The 17,246-nt window shown below is 65.7% G+C and carries 14 protein-coding genes; 4 read left to right on the top strand and 10 right to left on the bottom strand.

What is annotated here, in order from left to right:
• Positions 1–5: 5 nt before the first annotated feature.
• The 5 genes from KEG57_RS41210 to KEG57_RS41190 are packed head-to-tail and all read right to left on the bottom strand — an operon-like array spanning position 6 to position 7,817.
• Positions 6–1,781, bottom strand: coding sequence for a GMC oxidoreductase (locus KEG57_RS41210; RefSeq protein ID WP_272426543.1), 1,776 nt, complete (start codon positions 1,779–1,781; stop codon positions 6–8).
• The gene (locus tag KEG57_RS41205; protein ID WP_272426542.1) at positions 1,778–3,826 is read right to left on the bottom strand and encodes a patatin-like phospholipase family protein; all 2,049 of its coding nucleotides are present in this window, start codon (positions 3,824–3,826) and stop codon (positions 1,778–1,780) included. Before KEG57_RS41205 ends, KEG57_RS41210 begins: the two co-directional genes overlap by 4 nt.
• Positions 3,823–5,346 carry an acetoacetate decarboxylase family protein gene (locus KEG57_RS56475; RefSeq protein ID WP_272426541.1) on the bottom strand — a complete coding sequence of 508 codons (1,524 nt, stop codon included), beginning with the start codon at positions 5,344–5,346 and terminating at the stop codon, positions 3,823–3,825. The genes KEG57_RS41205 and KEG57_RS56475 overlap by 4 nt, the downstream gene beginning before the upstream one ends.
• A gap of 12 nt (positions 5,347–5,358) precedes the next feature.
• Positions 5,359–6,567 carry an alpha/beta hydrolase family protein gene (locus KEG57_RS41195; RefSeq protein ID WP_272426540.1) on the bottom strand — a complete coding sequence of 403 codons (1,209 nt, stop codon included), beginning with the start codon at positions 6,565–6,567 and terminating at the stop codon, positions 5,359–5,361.
• 23 nt (positions 6,568–6,590) lie between these two features.
• A complete protein-coding gene (locus tag KEG57_RS41190) occupies positions 6,591–7,817 on the bottom strand; it encodes an esterase/lipase family protein (RefSeq protein ID WP_272426539.1) in 1,227 nt (408 codons plus the stop codon).
• Between the two features lie 427 nt (positions 7,818–8,244).
• Between KEG57_RS41190 and KEG57_RS41185 the strand changes: the two genes are divergently transcribed.
• From KEG57_RS41185 to KEG57_RS41175, 3 genes are all read left to right on the top strand, one after another.
• Positions 8,245–8,475: a hypothetical protein gene (locus KEG57_RS41185; RefSeq protein WP_272426538.1), complete on the top strand. Its 231-nt coding sequence runs from the start codon at positions 8,245–8,247 to the stop codon at positions 8,473–8,475.
• Positions 8,476–8,818: 343 nt separating this feature from the next.
• On the top strand, positions 8,819–10,081 hold the full coding sequence (locus KEG57_RS41180; protein WP_272426537.1) for an amidohydrolase family protein: 1,263 nt from the start codon (positions 8,819–8,821) through the stop codon (positions 10,079–10,081).
• A 65-nt stretch (positions 10,082–10,146) separates the two neighbouring features.
• Positions 10,147–10,737 (top strand): hypothetical protein, encoded by a 591-nt coding sequence (locus tag KEG57_RS41175; RefSeq protein ID WP_272426536.1) that lies wholly within the window; start codon positions 10,147–10,149, stop codon positions 10,735–10,737.
• Between the two features lie 9 nt (positions 10,738–10,746).
• On the opposite strand, the gene KEG57_RS41170 is transcribed toward KEG57_RS41175, so the two are convergent.
• Both KEG57_RS41170 and KEG57_RS41165 read right to left on the bottom strand, forming a co-directional pair.
• A complete protein-coding gene (locus tag KEG57_RS41170) occupies positions 10,747–11,196 on the bottom strand; it encodes a hypothetical protein (protein WP_272426534.1) in 450 nt (149 codons plus the stop codon).
• Positions 11,197–11,251: 55 nt separating this feature from the next.
• Positions 11,252–12,037 (bottom strand): hypothetical protein, encoded by a 786-nt coding sequence (locus tag KEG57_RS41165; protein WP_272426532.1) that lies wholly within the window; start codon positions 12,035–12,037, stop codon positions 11,252–11,254.
• A gap of 483 nt (positions 12,038–12,520) precedes the next feature.
• On the opposite strand from KEG57_RS41165, the gene KEG57_RS41160 reads away from it, so the two are divergent.
• Positions 12,521–13,027, top strand: coding sequence for a hypothetical protein (locus tag KEG57_RS41160; protein WP_272426530.1), 507 nt, complete (start codon positions 12,521–12,523; stop codon positions 13,025–13,027).
• 8 nt (positions 13,028–13,035) lie between these two features.
• Here KEG57_RS41160 and bcp read toward each other — a convergent pair whose 3' ends face one another.
• The 3 genes from bcp to KEG57_RS41145 all read right to left on the bottom strand — a co-directional run bounded on the left by bcp (position 13,036) and on the right by KEG57_RS41145 (position 17,153).
• The gene (gene bcp / locus KEG57_RS41155; protein ID WP_272426528.1) at positions 13,036–13,689 is read right to left on the bottom strand and encodes a thioredoxin-dependent thiol peroxidase; all 654 of its coding nucleotides are present in this window, start codon (positions 13,687–13,689) and stop codon (positions 13,036–13,038) included.
• A gap of 65 nt (positions 13,690–13,754) precedes the next feature.
• A complete protein-coding gene (locus KEG57_RS41150; RefSeq protein ID WP_272426526.1) occupies positions 13,755–15,767 on the bottom strand; it encodes a hypothetical protein in 2,013 nt (670 codons plus the stop codon).
• Between the two features lie 51 nt (positions 15,768–15,818).
• A complete protein-coding gene (locus KEG57_RS41145; RefSeq protein WP_272426525.1) occupies positions 15,819–17,153 on the bottom strand; it encodes an FAD-binding oxidoreductase in 1,335 nt (444 codons plus the stop codon).
• Positions 17,154–17,246: the final 93 nt, after the last annotated feature.

Here is a 17,246-nt window from a genome sequence, read left to right as displayed (position 1 = left end):
GTCCTTCAGGGTGCGCCGAGCTCCGGAGGAGACGGGCTGTCTCGGGTGGGCGATACGCGGCGAGATCGTTCGAGGAGGCGGTCGGCGAAGCGGTCGGCCATGGCGGCAATGGTGAGGGAGGGATTGGCACCCGTGGGGCCTGGCATCACCGACCCATCCGCCACGTACAACCCAGGTTGTCCGAATGCCTCGCCCTCGGCGTTCACCACCCCCACGGACTCGTCGCGTCCCATGGGGCAGCCTCCGAGCGGGTGCACGGTGATGACGCGGCTGAGGTAGCTGAGTGGATTCTGCATCAGCCGCCCCTCGAGCACATGTGCCATTTCCGCCATGGTCTCCCGGACATCCGCGAAATAGCGGGACGAGTCCCGCATGGTCCAGGCGATGTCGAGCATCCCGTTCTTCGTCAGGGTCATTTGCCCATTGGGGGTGTCACGGCCCATGGCGAGGAGCGGCATGGAGGTGGCCGAGCCGATGCAGTCGCCGAGCACCTCGGCGATCTCTTCACTCACGTCGCTGTCCGCGTTGAGCCTCAGCCATCCCTTCACGAGCCGATGGCCGAGCCGCGTGAAGCGGCGTATCAACGCGAGCTGATTGCTGCCCTCGTAGAGCCAGTTGACGAACTCCGGATAGCCAGCATCCTCGATGTAGTAATCGTGGCCGTCACCCCCCTCCGTCGCGTCATCGTCGTGGATGTGGAGGGCGCTGGTGATGACCGGGCCATGGCCGCCGTCCAGGAAGCGCGGCGCGCGCTTTCGCACGCTGCTATCCGTGCACTTGCGGAGGAAGCCCAAGAGGTCGCCGTTGCTGCAAAACCTCGTCCCGAGCTGCTTGCTCAGGCCCGGAAAGGCATGCCGGTTGCGCAGCAAGAGATAGGTCGTCCCGAAGGTCCCGGCCGCGAGGACGAGCCGGTCTGCCGACAGCGTCTCGCGAGGCATGCCCGAGGGGGGCACCTCGGGTCGCTCGTCCTCGTGCACCCCCGTGTAATCGACGCATTCGACGATGTACTCTCCATCCTCGTGCCAGAATGCCTTCACCTCGCGCCGCACGCGGATGTCCGCCCCGTGGCGTTTCGCCGCGGATAGGTACGTGTAATCGAGGGTGTTCTTGCTCCCGAAGTTGCAACCAATATCGCACTCTCCGCACAGCCGGCAGGTGGTGCGTGTGAGGCCGTGCAGGTTGGGGTAGGGCTCCTCGATGGGCTCGCCGGGCACGGGCAGCATGGGCAGGTGCTTGCCGGGGTTGGCGAAGGTCACCGCCAGCGGGGGAAGCTGCCAATCCCTCGCGCGACCCATCCGCTCGGCGGCCAGTTTCATCGCGATCGTCTTCTGGGTGTGCCGGTAGGGCTCGTGCTCGAACGGATAGCGGTGGGCGTCGAGCATCTTCTCCACGGCGTCGTAATGCGGATCCAGGTCGGCGCGCGTGACGGGCCAGTCTTCGTAACCGCCGTCCTTCAGGTTCTCGTGAATGAAGGTCTTCTCGTCTTTGCGCAAGAGGACGTTGGCGTAGATGAGCGAGCCGCCGCCGAGTCCGCTCGCCACCACGCCGCCGAGACCCCGGAAGGACCACAGATTGAAAAGCCCGTGGAGCCCCTCGCTCGGGTCCCAGAAGTTATGGCGCATGGCGTGCGGGCTGCGGGGGAAGGAGCCCGGAGGGTAAGCCTTGCCGCGCTCGAGCACGCAGACGCGGAGGCCGGCCTCGGCCAGGCGGTAGGCCATCACCGAGCCGCCGAAGCCGGAGCCGACGATGATGACGTCGAAATGTTCACGTTGCGAATTCATGACGAGGCCCCTTTTCCTCCCGGCGCGGCCGAGGCTTCCCGCTTCGAGGCCTCGCGCTCCTTTTCCTCGCGCTCCTTGGCGAGCGGCGCGTAGACATCCCAGAGCGTGCCGAAGAAGAACTGGCCGAAGCGTGCCACCGCTTTCAGCCCTTCGCCTTCGCCACGGAACGAGCGCATGCTGGACACCAGGTCGAGCACGTCGCGCACGCCGAGCTCGAGGACACCCGCGCCCACCACGGGACCGCGCTCGTCCGGGCCCTCGTGGAGGTGGCAATAGAGTCGGGTGGTGTCGCGCCACAGGTCGGGTCCCGCGTCGTCGCGAATGGTCTTGGTGCCGGCCAGGTAATATTCGCGGCCCTGGTGGTCGAAGGCCATGCCATAGGTCATCAGCCGGGTATTCGGGGTGTCACCCGACCTGAACAGGTTGAAACTCCCACGCTTCACGGGGATGTCGTCCCCGAAGGGCGGGAAGGAGACGTGCGCCACGAGCCGCGCCGCGTGTTGCGGATCCTGGATGAATGCATCCATGTCGTCCACGCTGATGGTGGCGTGGAACGTGAATGGATCGGCTCTGTTGCTACCGGCCCCGGCGACGGGATCGGTCTCTCCGAGCGCCAGCGGGCCGGACATGGTCTCGCGGAAGGCGAGGTCGGCTCCGGATGGGTACATTTGCGTGATCTCCGGTGTGAGTGAGAGGCCTTGCTCGGCGCGCGTTTGCAGGTATCGACAGGCGTCCGCGTATCCCATGTCGATGAGCGAGCCGGCGGTGATGTGCCCGGCATAGAACTCTGGATCGAGCGGCAGGGGTTGCTCGGGCTTGATGAGGTGGACCACGATGGGTCGGCGGTGGCCCCACACCTCTTCGCCAGCCCGGATGCGGTCGTTGATCTCCTGAAGGCGTTCGAGCTGCTCGAAGAGAGCGCCGTTGGCGCTCAGCTCGATCATGTGCACGTACTGATGGAACACCCCGCGCGCGTAGGTGGGCGTGTTGGCGATGCACCACAGCACCCACAATTCATCGGCCCCTCGCCGTACCGCTTCGAGCAGGTTGGCGTCCTGGATCCAGACGGAATCCATGTAGACCCTCCCGCCCTGGCGGATGGGGGGCATGAAAATGGGCAGCGAAATGCCCGCCACGAGTAGTTCCTGGTCCACCTGGGTGTGGGGGATGGCCTCGTTCGTCTTGCGCGCGAAGTCGCAGACATTGAACGTGCCCGTCAGCGTGGTATGGGCCCGGATCGCGTTCACGTCGATCCCGAGGTGCGGGAATACGCGCTCGACGATACCGTCCGCGTCGCCGAGCGCTTCCATGTCCCACGCCTCGAAATATTTCTCCGGAGAGACGAAGGACACGAAGTCCTTCACGCGCAGCGTTCGCCAGCGATTGCACATCTCCGCGGGCGATTGACCGGACAGCAGCATGGCCAGGTTGATGATGCCGCCCGAGGTGCCGTCGGCGTGCGTGAAGGCGATTCCAGCGTCCTCGAGGGCGCGGAGGACCCCCGCTTGCCAGGCGACCCGCATTCCGCCGCCGGCGAGGATGAGCGCTCGTTTTCGTTCATTCGCCTGAGGCGCCGCGGTGACGGGCAGCGTAGAGGGGCGTAGCTCCCCGGCGGAGGGCGCCACGGGCGGGCGCTTGTAGACCACGTCTTTTCGCGCGGGGCGGCGCAGGAGGTCGAGGTAACCGAACACCAATGCCGCGGAGAGGAGGTCGAAGCCGGCGACGCTCAGCGCAATCGGCGAGAAGAGCCCACGGAAAACGCCGAGGCTCACCGCCGCGCATGCACCTAGCTTTTGCAAACCGACCCACCGGAAGGCGGCCGAGCTCTCCTTCGGCCGCGCCACTGCCTGGAGCAGCATGCCTCCGAAGAGGACCATGAACATGCCCACGATGCCGAAGAAATGGCGGCTCGTCGGGCTCGACACACCACCCATGACCCCGAGCACGAAGCCGGGGGCGACGAGCTGCACGGCGCCGCTCGCCACCGTGCTCAAGCCGATGACCCCGAGGAGCCAGCGCAGCCATCGCTCGGCCCGCGCATTCATGGCCGGACCTCCGCCTCCACCCACCGGTGGGGTTTGGGCCCCTCGGGCGTTTCCTTCTTCGCCAAAATGCGCGTGGGCCGCTCCGCCCGCAGCACCTTGTGCGCGAAATAGCCCATCATGGCCAGCCACTGGACCGTCCATAGGGCCACGCGAATGCGATTGGTGGTCATCCACGCGGCGAGCACCTCGCCGAGGCGTTCGGGATCGGTAATCCCCGCGGCCATCTCCGCATTGTACCGGAAAATGACGAACCGGGTGAGCAACGTTGCGGCCACCACGGACAGGAAGGCGATGGCCGGATACCAGCGTAGCCGCGTGTGACGTTCCTGGACGAACAGGACCCCTGCGGACGCCAGCATGACCAGGGTCATCCAGGTGAAGAACTGCGTGGCCGCCGTCACCTGCGGTACGAACTGAAGGTAATAGTTGTCCACGGTGAGAAGCGGCGCGATGGGGAACGAGAACAACACCAGAGACCAGCCGGTCCCCAGGTACATCGAGGCACACAGGAACAAGAGGCATGCATTGAGCGTGCGGAAAACCACGCGCCTGAATGCGTGCGTTTCCGTGCCGAGGTTCTCCCGGGCAGGCTTTCGCGGCTGGGGCGCCTCGGCCGCCTGGGGAGCCTCGAGCATTTTGGGAGCCTCGAGCGCGGGCTCACGCGGAGGCGGCAGCCATTGCTGGCTCAGGCCGAGGCCCACCACGCTCTCCAGCCCCTCCGGCTGCGCGGCGGGGAGCTTGGGATAACTGAGGAACCAGCACTCGAAGTGGTCGTCCAGCACGCCGCTCGACGCCGGGAAGTAGCCCACGAAAAACGGCTTCTCGGAAATCCCGAGCGTCCGGAGCGGCTGCACGCGCGGGTGGTCCCCGATGGTGAGCCGGGCCGAAGCTCGGCGCCCGAGGCGGAACCCGAACTTCCCGTGGAAGTAGATATAGGACTTCATCAGCATGCCGCGGAACTGGCAATAGTTGGCCGCGCTCGCGCGGAGGGAGAGCCGGGTCCGCGGGGGCCTTTCGATCTCGATGCGCACCGCGAACTGGCCATCCTTGTCGTACTGGCTGCTGACCGTGCGCTCGTCGATGCGGAAGTCCAGGTTGGCCTGGTGCTTGGGCATGCCCCAGATTCCCTTGCCGCCCTTCACGGAGATCTCCGTGCTCACCGGCAGGTCCATCACGTATTGCCCCAGCCGGTACCGCTTCTGAAAAAGCAGCGGCAAAAGCGCGGGCGCGGGCTTCGGCCCGTAGGTGCACGCGATGGCGAGGCTGAACTCGATGTAGGGCCCGATATCGGTCTCGCGATAGTCGACGACCGTGACGAACAGGACGCCCTTGTTGCCCCACAGCCGGAGCGGGTGGACCTCGTTGCCGGGCAGCAGCGCGGCGGCCTTCCGTGCATCGATGGTGAACGCCGACATCATGGCCGGCGACGACTGGGAGTTGATGGGCAGCTCATAGGGGATCCCGTCAACCCGCGAATAACGCCCCTCCTGCTGCTTGATTCGTCCTGGCATGAGCCACATGGCATTGCTCCTTCACACCGGCCTGTCCAATTCGGCGAGAATGAGTGGGAACACGTCTCGGGCAGCGTCCTTGCCCATGAAGACGTCGAGATGGCCATAACCTGGAAGCACGTGCAGCGCGTGATGGCCGGGCCGGCGGCGCGACATGTGCTCGTAGGTGCGCCGCTGGCTCTCGGGCAGGAAACACTCGTTGCGTTCCCCGGCGAAAAACACGAAGCGGGCATCCGTCTCCGGCGGGCGCTCGGCCACGTCCTCGGGTAACTCCCGGTAGCCCTCGACCGGCACCAGGTGCCCCGCGCGCACGCACGCGTTCATTTGCTGAAAGAAGGTGAGCGGCACCTTGGCGAACTCGTGTTTCAGCCACTCGTGCGTCTCGACGTTCAGGTTCTCGTGCCGCCAGAGCGTCGGGTGCCCCGTGCCATAGGTGAAGCTCGCCAGCTTGCACACGAGGTTGTCGCATTCGTGGTGGCTGACCTTCACGACCAGGGTGATGAACCGGGGCGTGATGCCGTGCACCGAGATGCCCCATTGCGGGTCGAGATAGGGCGTCATGTGCGACACGAACGGGACGGCATATCTCAACTTCCTTTGCGCAGCGCGCGGCACCACGGGGTGTAAGGACACGGCATTGGTGAGGATGACCTTCACCTGCGGGACGAGCCCGGCCACCGCCGACAGCATGAAGCTCGTCGAGCCCTGGCAGTGGATGATCGCCTTCACCTCGTCGCGGCCCGTCTCCCGGACGATCGTTTGGATGGCGCTCGGGTGGTCGAAAACGGCAGCCTGATCGAGCGTCCACTCGGTGGGCTCGAGGTCGATGCTCGCGCGCCAGTTTTCCAGCCACACGTCGTAACCGTCGGCCACGAGCGCATCGACGAGGCTCTGCTCGACGGGCGCGCGGAAGATATTGGCACGCACGCCCGCCCCATGGACGAGCACCACGGGACCCTTGCGAGGCTCCTGCTCACCCCGGACGTGAACCAGGTTGAGCGGCCGCCCGTCCCTGGCCAGAAACGGTACCGTGCGCTCCCTGTAGTGGCGTGCAGGGGAGGTCGCGGGTTGCATTGGTGCACCTTCTGCATCGACATGGTATGACATCCCCACCGGGTCAATGGGTGGAGGGCGCCGTGGCGCGCACACCTTCAGGCACAGAGCGGCGGTCTCCTGGCCCGGAATGGGCGTGCCGGTGCGCCCGTCAGCACCGCCGCACGAGCATGACATGAGAAGAGCGGGCGCGCGCTCGCCTATGCAGCGCGCAAGGCAGCGCCGCCGGCGCCGCACTCCCGCGCGAAGGTGGCGATCCCATTCCAGAGCCTGTGGAACGACGCCTCATCGAAGCATGAGCCGGATTGAAAGAGGTCGTATGCGCGATCGTCCTCGCGCTCGTGCATACGCTCGTCCGCGGAGGGGCTGCGGAAATGCCCCATGACGTCTCCGTGATCTCCCTCCACGGCGAAGCTTGCTTCCTCGTACGGCCAGATCATGGAGATGCTGTTCACGATCCCGTCATTGTCGGAGGGCTTCAGCAGCACCGTCCTGTTCGGCTCGAAAAGCTTCGGGATGCGAACGGAGGCGCGGCTCGCGATCCGGGTCGAACCCTCGAGGGCCGTCAGGGTATAACAAAGCTCGTACACGTTCCGCGGCCATTTCCCCCGCGGCGGGGGTGCGACGGTCACGATGGAACGGACCCGGATCCCACGTTCGGCGAAGAGGTCCTGCTCTTCCTTTGCCTCCGACCGGCCTTCCCATTGCGCCGGGCTCGTGGACGCGACCTTGCCGGGCTCGGGATCGAGATCGCCGATGACGGATTGGTCGCGCATCGCGTTGCGTAGCCATTTGAGCAAATCGAAGTACGAAGCGCGCGCCCGGGCCTGCTTGATGGGCTCGTCGCAGGGGTAGCAGAGCGCCATGGTGTCGACGATGGCGTCGATCCAGTCGGGCTCCTCGTCGCTCCGGAGGACGCGCCGGAGGAGCTGACCATAACGACCGAGCCCCTGTTCCCCCAGCGCGCGTGTCGTACCATAGGAGGTGCCCAGGATGGCGTGGGCAAAGAGGAACCTCGTAAGCCAGCCGTTCGTCCAGAAGGCGAGGTTGGTCCCGCAATGGGGCGTCGACAGGAACTGCGCCGTCTTGACGGCGCCGAGGAGGTCACGACGTGGCCCATCGCCGCGCAGATCCGCGGCAAGGTCGCGGAGCAGCATGCGGAGGTCCAGCCCTCCGGTCGAATGGCCGACGAGGTGCAAATCGTCCCCGTCGTCGATGATGCCCCGCAATCGCAGCTCGATGAGCCAATCCCTGAGCGCGTTCGCCCGGGTGTCGACGCTGGCCAAGGGCAGGTTGGGAAAGTAGTGCACGACGAGCCCAGCTGCGCGGAGCACGTCGGTGACGCCGTGGTAATACCGCAGCGAGCCGAGCACGTCGAAGCCGCCGAACCCGGGCACGAGGACGATATGGCTTCTTTGGCACTCCATGACAGGCACCTCTGGGCCGTCAGGTCGGCGCGGTTCACGAAACACCCATTCCAAGGTACGTGGAGCGAGACCGTCCGCAAGCCCCAGGGCCATCGAGCTCTTCGACGGTTCGTCGAATCCTGGCGGCTCGAGGTGGACAGTGCCCTCGTATGTCGGGAGCGCGAGCGACGAACCGCTGGAGTGCGCAGGCGACCTCCGGCGTGGCTCGAAAGCCATGGGACCCGTGCTCCGCCACACCTGGCAGCGGCCCAGAGGGGCACCGCCCGTACGATCTCGGTGATAGGGGCCCTTCTTCGCGCGGTGTGCGCTCGTTTCTGTCGCCTCGCCGTACCTGTCATGACGACGTTACGGGCGCTGTCATAGCAGCGTGACAGTTGTTGCGTGTCCGTGACAGCTTGCGCTGGGCGCCCTCTTGTCTGCCGGCCTCATGAAGCCCGGAAGGCTATTGGCCGGATTGGTACGGGCCTTGCTGCTCCGGGAGTTCGACAATGGCTCCGCGGTCTGGATCATGCACAGCAACGGCACGCAAGACTGCCGCGCGGCTGCGGACCGCGACGACATGCGCTTCCGGGCGGACAGCGCGGCCGGTGCCACCCACAACGACTCGCTGATCTTCATCAAGTGGGTCGATGACGACGTCGCGTGTGAACCCCGGTAGCGGTGGCGGGAGCTTCGTCGAGCTCTTCTCGAGCGCGTACGCACGAGCTGCCACACCATAACGAGCGACGCGCGCTCGCTCGAATTCATCCACGAGCACTCCCCTTGCCCCAGCGTCCATCCACCGTTCCGCCGCGCTTGGCCGTGGTCGGCGTGGGCGCTGGAGGCGCGTGGAAGACAGCCTCTCCCATCCATTCTCCTTGACGCCCCCGTGTCCTTCCACATACACAGGCCACTTCGGGGGGCGATTCGACATGCGGCCACACGAACAGGCCACTTCGAGGGGCGATTCCGACAGAATCAGGAGCTTTCCCATGTGGAGAACAGCTTTTCGAAGAGCTTCGTTGGCCTTCGTCATCCTCACGACTGTCCATTGCGGCCCGGAAAAGCAGAACCCCCCCGGCGGCACGAGCAGCGGGGAATGCACGAGCGACGACAAAGCCGTTCGGCTGGGCAAGCTCGTCAATCCCGACGGCGCGGTCATCGACAAGGCGATCGTCGTGATCCACGAGGATCGGATCAGCTACGTCGGCGCGGATGAAAAGCAGATTCCGTGCGGGGCCAGCGTCATCGATTGGACGGCGTACACCGGGCTCCCCGGGCTCGTCGATGCCCATGTCCACTTCACCTACCAGACGGACAAGGAGCCGGGCACGCTCCCCTGGACCCGTGCCCCCTGGCTGATGAACAACGACCCCTACAAGCTCCTGGACCTTGCCCGCGGCGCCGCGCTGGCGACGCTCAGGACCGGCGTCACCACCGCGATCGACAAGGGCGGCAGCGACTTCATCCTGAACCCCCTGCGCGCCGAGATCAGGTCCGGCAAGACGCCGGGACCGCGGATGTATAACTCCATCGGCGGGATCTCCAATCACAAGCATCCGGGCGCGTTCACCCGCGAGCAATTGAAGGGCTGGGTGCAGCTCCAGGTGCTGCGCGGCGCCGATCTCGTGAAAGTATGGGCCGACGGGTGCAGCGACAAGACGCTCGACTGCTTGCCGACGTTCACGTTCGACGAGCTCCAGGTGCTGGTCGACACGTCCCACCAGGAGGGTTTGCCCATCGCGATCCACGCGTACCACGAGGACACGGCCAGGCTCGCCATTATGGCCGGCCCAGACTCGATCGAGCACCCGGAGGGCCTCGACGCGGTGGACTGCGGCATCATGATCGACAAGGGGACGATCTACGTGCCGACCATCGATCACAACCGGTATTACAAGGATAACCTCGCGTTCTTCGGCTACGCCCCCGATCTGGAGGCGAAGTTCGACGCGTATATCCGCGACAACCTCGCCAGCGCAGCCCAGGCGCACCTGATGGGCGTGAAGATCGCGATGGGCTCGGACGCCGTGTTCACCGGATTCGGTCAAAATACGCAGGAGCTCGCCTGGTTCGTGCAGGCCGGGATGACCCCGCTCGAGGCGATTCGCGCCGCCACCATTCATGGAGCCGAGAGCATCGGCGTGCAAAACGAGATCGGAAAGGTCGCGGTGGGCTATTACGCCGACATCATCGCAGTCGAAGGCGACCCTCTGGCGGACATCAACGTCGTCATCAACGGGGTCCGCAAGGTGATGATGGGCGGGCGGGTCGCGGAGTTCTGACGAGGCCCGCCGCAATACGGGAGCCCTTGACGCCGGTCGTGTTGTTCGATAGGCCGGATCTCCTCATGAAAGCCAAATTCTTCCTGCTCGCTCTCCCGCTCGCGCTGGGCCTTTCGACCCGTGAGGCCGACGCCTCGATGTATCCGCCCAGCTATCCGACGTGTGGCATCGTGGACACCGTTTCCACCGGACCCTTCGAGATCATCCGGAACAGCGTGGATCTCTATGATGCCCACGCCCTGCTCACGATTGCATATCGCGGATACCTCCGCGACATGTACCCGGACGACGAGATCAACATCTACGTGCAGCTCAACGATAACGATGCGTTCCTGCCTGCGAGCGCCGGGACGAACGACGACGCCTACGTGGTGCTCGATTCGGGCCCGCGCAATTGCGTCTGGTGCAGCAATGGCGGCTACGGGGGGTATTCGGTCTGCGACGGGCTCACATTCCCGCCCTATTCGAGCGGGCAATGGGTCTGTGGCGACATGTCGCCCACCGAGGAGCACCTGTTCTACTGGGCGTTCAACGAGTACGGCGCGCAGAACGCGTGGGACATCCAGGTCGCGGCCGAATCGCATGGCAACTGGGACAGCAACTGGGGCTTCAACTATTACGGCCGCCTGGAGCCGCGCCTCCACTGCTCCGACTGAGCACGGCTTCTAGACGCGGCCGCGCTCCGCGAGCGCCTCGCGCAGGCGCGCCCGTTCGAGCGGGGTGAGGACGGGATCGAGCCAGTCGAGGAGCGGCTGCACCTCGGTGAACGCGCGCCGCACGGGGTTGTCGGTCTCGCGCAGCATCCGGCGCACCTGGAGCGCCGACGTCGGCGAAGGCGAGAGCAAGGTGCCCGTGCGCTTCAGGTGGGGCTCGGCCTGCATCACCGCCGTGTAGGCGTCGACGGCGTCCTGCGGGAACACCTTGGCGTCGAAGAGATCGACCAGGCACACGTACGGTCCGCCGACGGCGGCCACCACGCTGTCGTGGTCGCGGGCCCACGCGACTGCTTCCGCCGCGCTGACCGGCGACCAGAGCCGGATCTCGACGAGCTTGCCGACCTGATTCTTCACCTCGTACACGAGCCGAGCGTACCGCGGCGGTCGCGGATCTTCCATTCCTTCGTCGTCCGGAGAAGCCGAGGGCGCGCGCTCGGCTCCGCATTCTTCTTCGTCAGCGCGTATTTTCGTTTTCGATGATGCCGCGGCGATCGGGGGCGGCGGGGCTCGCGAGGGGCGCGTCGAAGAGCAGGGCCATCCAGAGGAGCATGTCTTCCTCGGGCGCCCTGGGCATGACTTCGATCGCGATGTGCCAGAGATGGTCCCCGTCCTCGATGAATCGCTCGTAAAGCTCGGCGCGCTCGCAGCCCTTCTCGCGGTAAGACCATTCCACGATGTGCCGGCCCTCCTCGTCGCGAAGCTCGGCGAGGTGGTCGAACCAGTTCTTGAAGCTGTCGTCTTCCATCTCGTCGGTGACGTCCTCGCCGTTCGTGTCGTACGATATGACCGCGTGACGAAACAGACTGTGCCCCTCTGGCCGCGTGGCCGGGTGGTCGAACACCTGGACGACGACCAAGAGCCCCATGTCGCCCTCGTATTCGAATCTCGTCACGAGGTCGGCGGGCGCGACGGTCGTCTCGATCTCGTCGTCCGCGGCGGCGCTGGCTGCGTCTTTCGATACAGGGACGACGCGGAAACCCGGCGGCGGCTCGAGCGCCCGGTAGCCTTTGCCCCAGCGGTCCGGCGCATGCGCGGCTGTCGCGGCTCGTTGTCGCGCGGCTTCGGCGGATACGGGCGAGGCCACGGGGGAACCGGCGCCAAGACAACCCCGCGGACGAACGGCGGCGCGTGGGCGGGCCTCCGGGGCCGATGGCTCGACCGGGGCCGCGAGGGGGACCACGGGCGGCGCGGCGCCGCAAGCGGCGAGGAGGATGGACAGGACAGGGAACAGGTTTCGCACGCCCGCACATCGTCCGGGCATCCCGAAGTGTGACAGCATCGCCGAGCTCCAGGCGCTGTTTCGAAGTCTGCGAGCCCGAGATCGAAGTCCTCCCCCTTCGACATCGAAGTCGGCGAGCTCGTGATCGGAGTCCTCCCCCTTCGATATCGAAGCCGGCGAGCCCGTGATCGAGGTCGGCGAGTCTGAGATCGAAGTCCTCCCCCTTCGACATCGAAGCCGGCGAGCCCGTGATCGGAGTCCTCCCCCTTCGATATCGAAGTCGGCGAGCCCGTGATCGGAGTCCTCACCCTTCGACATCGAAGCCGGCGAGCCCGTGATCGGAGTCCTCCCCTTCGACATCGAAGCCGGCGAGCCCGTGATCGGAGTCCCTGGACCTCGTTCACGGTCCGCTCGGACGTGAAAAATGTGCTCTCGTCGGATGATGAATCCCCGCGCTCCGTCGAACGCGCATACAGGGCCACTCCCCTGCACAAGGAGGATTCGATGTCGGAGAATTCGGTTGGCAAGTACACGGGCAATGGTGTCGTCGATGCGTCGCCGTTCAAGCACAAACTCGTCGACGTCAAGCATGGCGAGATGTCGAAGCTCAAGCGCTCGAAGCCGGGCTGCGAAGGCGTCATCGCCGACCTCGCCACGGCGATACCCGCGCACGGAAGCGAGGCCCGTATCCATGCGGATTGGTACGCCGAGATCCTCGAGATCAAGAACATCCTCGGGGAGATCCGCGCCCAGCGCCCGGAGGCCGACAAGCTCGCCGAGGTCCTGCGGGAGAGCGAAGCCTATTATGAAGACAAACTCGAAGCCTTGATCAGCAGGATCGGCAAGGCCGTCGTCGATACCGCGAAGGAAGAGAACAAGCCCGGCCTGCTCGCGACCTTCGAATCGACGCTCCAGTATCGCGCCCAGTATGCCGAGAAGAGCGCCGCGACCCGCCGCAAGAACCAGCAGAAGCCGCCCACCGGAACCGAGGAGCCCCCGAAGGGGGCGTGAAGGGAAGCTCAGAGCGCCGCGAGCGCCGCGAGCACCTGATCGGCGTGGCCGTCGACCTTCACGTTCGCGAACCGCTTCGCGATCCGGCCCTGCTCATCGATGATCACCGTCGTTCGTAGCGCGCCTTCGAACGTCCTGCCGTAATTCGTCTTCGTCCCCCACGCCCCATACGCGCGATGCACGGCGCCGTCCGTGTCGGCGAGCAGCGGGAAGCCGAGGTTGTACTTCGCCTTGAACTTCACGTGCGAATTCACGCCGTCGCGGCTCACGCCGAGCACCACGGCGCCCTTCTTCTTCAGCGTCGCGAGGTTGTCCTGGAACGCGCACGCCTCGCGCGTGCACCCGGGCGTGTCGTCCTTCGGGTAGAAATAAAGGACCACGCGCTTGCCGGCGAAATCGGAGAGCGACACCGTCGTCCCCGCGTCCGAGAGCAGCGAGAAGGTGGGGGCCGCCTCGCCGCTGCCCGTCGCCGCCGGCGCGGCCGGAGCGGGGGCCGCCGCGGCCTTTTTCGTCGGCGCGGCGGCCTTCTTCGCAGGAGCCGCCTTCTTGGTCGCGGCCGCTTGTTTCTTCGCCGGAGCCTCGGCCGCGGCCTTCTTCGCGGGGCTCTTCTTCGTGGTGGGGGTCTTCGTCGCGGTCGCCTTCGTCCTGTATGACGTCGCCATGCCCGGTCCTCCTTTGCGCGCGGACGAACCGTAGCGCAAAAGGAAGGCCGGGCGCAATGGGTCCGCTATTCAGGATCGCAGGCGCCGTCGCAGGTGTTCTGGATCTGCCCGTCCGGCTGGAAGAACAGATCGAGCTGGTCCTTGACCTTCACGTTGCGCCGCACGTCCTCGTGCACGTCGTTCTTCTCGGCCTCCGTGGGCAATCTGCATTCGATCCCGGGCTCGGTCGCGAGCTTGAAGTCGATCACGACGAGCGCGTCGTCCGCGGGCGCCGTCGTGCTCTCGAGGCCCCAGATCGGCCGCGGCGCGGGGTCGAGCAGGGGAATGCCCGTCGCGCGCGCGACGAGGTGGCTCGCGAGGTTGTTCACCGAGTGATCCCCGATCCCGATCTGCATGAGCACGTGCCGGTTCGCGGGGCTGTTCGGGTAGGTGTCCTTCAAAAGGTGCGGCGCGTAGGTCATGGGGTCGACGCGGTCCCAGGTGCCCTGGCTCAGGGCGATCAGCTTCGTGAGGGTGAGCGGGTTCTGGATCTGGCTCTGGAGCATGCCGTAGAGCTGCTGATAACTCGCCGAGCGCGACATCATGAGCGAGTACGGGCCGCCGCCGACGCCGAGCGCCGCGCGATCGAGGATCGGGTTCAGGGCCAGCATGGTGACGCCGAAGATCGAGCCCTGGCTGATCCCGTAATAGAAGAGCTTGTTCGTGTCGTAGAGGGGTTTGCCGAATTGCTGGAGCTCGGGCAGCGCGGCGATCGGGCCCTTCAAGGCATAACTCAGGGCGATGTAGTTGATGATGCCCTGGTGGATGCGGTCGACGAAGCTGAAGACGGCGCCGGGTTCGGAAAGGGCTTTTTGCAGCACGATCTCGATGTCCGGCTCGGCCATGCCCCAGAGATCGACCGCGGCCGCGATGTACTTGCGCTCGTTCTCGTAGCCGCGCATGAAGCCGTAATTGATCTCCTCGGCGAGCCCGAAGAAGCCGTGCCCGTACTGGAGAATGCGCGCCGACTCGAAGTTCGCGTCCGCGGGCTTCAGACTATGCGGGACCTGGAGGATGAACGGCACGTCCGCGTCGCCGTTCTGCGCCGGCTTGCCGCTCGCGTCCCGATGGATCGCCGCGCCCGGCTCGACGCTCTCCATGTAAAGCGGCACCTTGATCGTGCCCTCGATCCGCAGCCAGATGTTCTCGTTCTCGCCGGCCTCCTCGTTCATTCCCTGCGTATATTCCTTGACGACGACATTGCTCACGGCCGGCGGCTTCGCCTCGAGCTTGGCGATGAGATCGTCCCGCATCGTGAGAAGGTCACGCGTGTTCACCTCCTCGCTGCTCGTCGTGAAATCCCAGGCGAGCTGGAGCGTCTCCCGCGAGACGCCATGGGCCACGAGCGCGGGGAAAACCTCCTTTTCGTAGCGGCTCGCGATGGGCCCGAGCACCGGATCGGTGTCGGCCCGTTTGTCTCGGATTCGCTTGAACCCTTCGGGCGGCGCGAGCAGCGGGCCCGCGGCCGCCTCCGACGCCGGCGCGAGCCCCTGGAGCGCGACGATGTATCGCTTGTCGTTTTCCAGCCGCACGAAGGGCCGAAGGATGAAGGCCCGCTCCGACGGTTCGAGCGTGTTCATGTCGACCTCGGCCCAGACCGGCACGGGTTTGCCCGTCTCCGCGTCGAGCAGGATCACCTTGCTCTCGGGCGAGAGGCTCTTTTCGGGCTCGTCCGTGTGAAAGACGACGCCCTCGGTGCTCACGCCATCCTTGAAATGCACGAGGATCGGCTGGTGCGCCGAGAACCCGTCGATCGGGTGCGACACCGTGAAATCGAAGGGCTTCTCGTTCCTGTCCTTCATCTGCGCGGCCTCGGGGATCACGACCCGCTTGCCGCTCGGCATGGAGGCGTCGTCCTTCAGGTAGAAATCGGACGGGTAGGGCAGGAGGCAGTCATTTTCGAATGCGATGGGATTACACCCCTCGGGGACGGCGAGCGGCGACGTCCCCGCGGGCGTCTCCGTCCCGTCCGAGCATCCGAGCGCGGCGAGACCAGAAAATGTTATGAGACAAGCGGCAAGAGTCCGAGACGGTAGCATGGCAAGCTCCTTCGCCCGCCACCGTATCACGGCGGACGGAGGAGCGGAGCGTCAGCTTTTGCGGACGCGATGGCACTTCTCGTAGAGGCCGGGGAAGACGCCGTGCGGGTCGAGCCTCCGCTTCGCGGCCTCGTAACGCTCGCGGTCGTAGATCTCCCAGAATCGCTCCTCGGTGTAATGGTTGCGCGAGATCAAAGTCTTCACGCCGCCAAGCTCGTACGTCTTCTGCTCGAGCACCTCGGACCAGTCGACGAGCGGGTCGTCATTGGGCTTGCCGTAGACCGCGCAGTCGATCCAGAGCTCGTCCTTGTACTTCGCGTGTGATTCGCGGATCCACGGGTAGGGGCGCGGCATGCGGTAGGGGACGACCCAGAGCGGCCAGAAATCGAAATCACGCGCGTACCACTGGTAGAACGCGGAGAAGTTCCGCTGAGGCACGAAGACGTCGCAGACGACGTCGGGGCGCGACTTCAGGCCGAGCACGCGATCGAGCCGCTTCGACCAGCGAATGAGGTTGCGCGAGCCGAGCACGTGGCGGCCGACGAGCCAGCGCACGGGCTTCGTCTCGAGCCCCGGCACGGTGCGGCTGAGCCAGTGGCATTCGGCGTCGTAGCGGAAGAAATAATCGGCCGTCGTGAGGAAATCCTCCGTCCGTCCGAGGGTGCTCTTGTAATAGACGTCGAGCCAGCGATAGTTCGAGGTGAACGGCGCCGCGTCCACGAACGTGCCGAGGCAGAGCACGAACGTACGCGGTCCGTGCACGATGCCGTCGACGAACTCGAAATCGCCCACGCGGCAGCGCTCCACCATGGCCGCATTGAAGGCGTCGAAGCTGTGAAAGCGGCGGTATTCCATCCGGACGAACGGTTTCGCCGGCACGAGCTTGAACGTGAGGCGCGAGAGGACGCCGAGCGTGCCGTACGAGCCGTGGATCATGTCGAAGAGCAGCGGCTCTTTGTCGGCCGAGCAGGTGACGATCTCGCCGTCGCCCGAGATGACCTCGTATTCGAGGCAGCTATCATGGAAGCCGCCGTAACGGTACGAGCTCGACTCGATCGAGCAGCCCGCGACAGCGCCGCCAAGCGTGATGTCCTCGAGCTCGGGGACGACCGCAGGCACGAGGCCATGTTCGAGCGTGCGCGGGACGAGCTCGGCGAACGTGACGCCGGGCTCGGCAACGCAGACGCGGCGCTCCGGATCGATGGTGAGCACGCGCCGGAGCCGCGAGGCGTCGATGGGCGTGGCGTGCTCCCGTGGATCGCCCGGGACGGGGACGAAATGGGAGACGCCGCCCTTGTCGATACGGACGGGCCCGCCCCGGCTAGCTTGAACACGAATGGTGGTGGCGACGCGCGTGACCTCGCGCTCGTGGGAAGAGAGATCCATTGGTTGCCCCCCGTACCCGGGAGGCGTGGCATCCGAACAAAGAATGGTCAAGCCGGCGAAACGCGAATGAGTGGCGCCGTGCTGGCCGGAATG

This window comes from Polyangium jinanense, assembly GCF_028435365.1.
Note: the sequence above shows the minus strand (reverse complement) of the source record. Positions and strands in the feature narration are given on the sequence as shown.

Bases quoted from the DNA above. Each gene is read 5' to 3' on its own strand.
- KEG57_RS41210 (WP_272426543.1), bottom strand. From the start codon at position 1,781: ATGAATTCGCAACGTGAACATTTCGACGTCATCATCGTCGGCTCCGGC.
- KEG57_RS41205 (WP_272426542.1), bottom strand. From the start codon at position 3,826: ATGAATGCGCGGGCCGAGCGATGGCTGCGCTGGCTCCTCGGGGTCATC.
- KEG57_RS56475 (WP_272426541.1), bottom strand. From the start codon at position 5,346: ATGTGGCTCATGCCAGGACGAATCAAGCAGCAGGAGGGGCGTTATTCG.
- KEG57_RS41195 (WP_272426540.1), bottom strand. From the start codon at position 6,567: ATGTCATGCTCGTGCGGCGGTGCTGACGGGCGCACCGGCACGCCCATT.
- KEG57_RS41190 (WP_272426539.1), bottom strand. From the start codon at position 7,817: ATGGAGTGCCAAAGAAGCCATATCGTCCTCGTGCCCGGGTTCGGCGGC.
- KEG57_RS41185 (WP_272426538.1), top strand. From the start codon at position 8,245: ATGAAGCCCGGAAGGCTATTGGCCGGATTGGTACGGGCCTTGCTGCTC.
- KEG57_RS41175 (WP_272426536.1), top strand. From the start codon at position 10,147: ATGAAAGCCAAATTCTTCCTGCTCGCTCTCCCGCTCGCGCTGGGCCTT.
- KEG57_RS41170 (WP_272426534.1), bottom strand. From the start codon at position 11,196: ATGGAAGATCCGCGACCGCCGCGGTACGCTCGGCTCGTGTACGAGGTG.
- KEG57_RS41160 (WP_272426530.1), top strand. From the start codon at position 12,521: ATGTCGGAGAATTCGGTTGGCAAGTACACGGGCAATGGTGTCGTCGAT.
- bcp (WP_272426528.1), bottom strand. From the start codon at position 13,689: ATGGCGACGTCATACAGGACGAAGGCGACCGCGACGAAGACCCCCACC.
- KEG57_RS41150 (WP_272426526.1), bottom strand. From the start codon at position 15,767: ATGCTACCGTCTCGGACTCTTGCCGCTTGTCTCATAACATTTTCTGGT.
- KEG57_RS41145 (WP_272426525.1), bottom strand. From the start codon at position 17,153: ATGGATCTCTCTTCCCACGAGCGCGAGGTCACGCGCGTCGCCACCACC.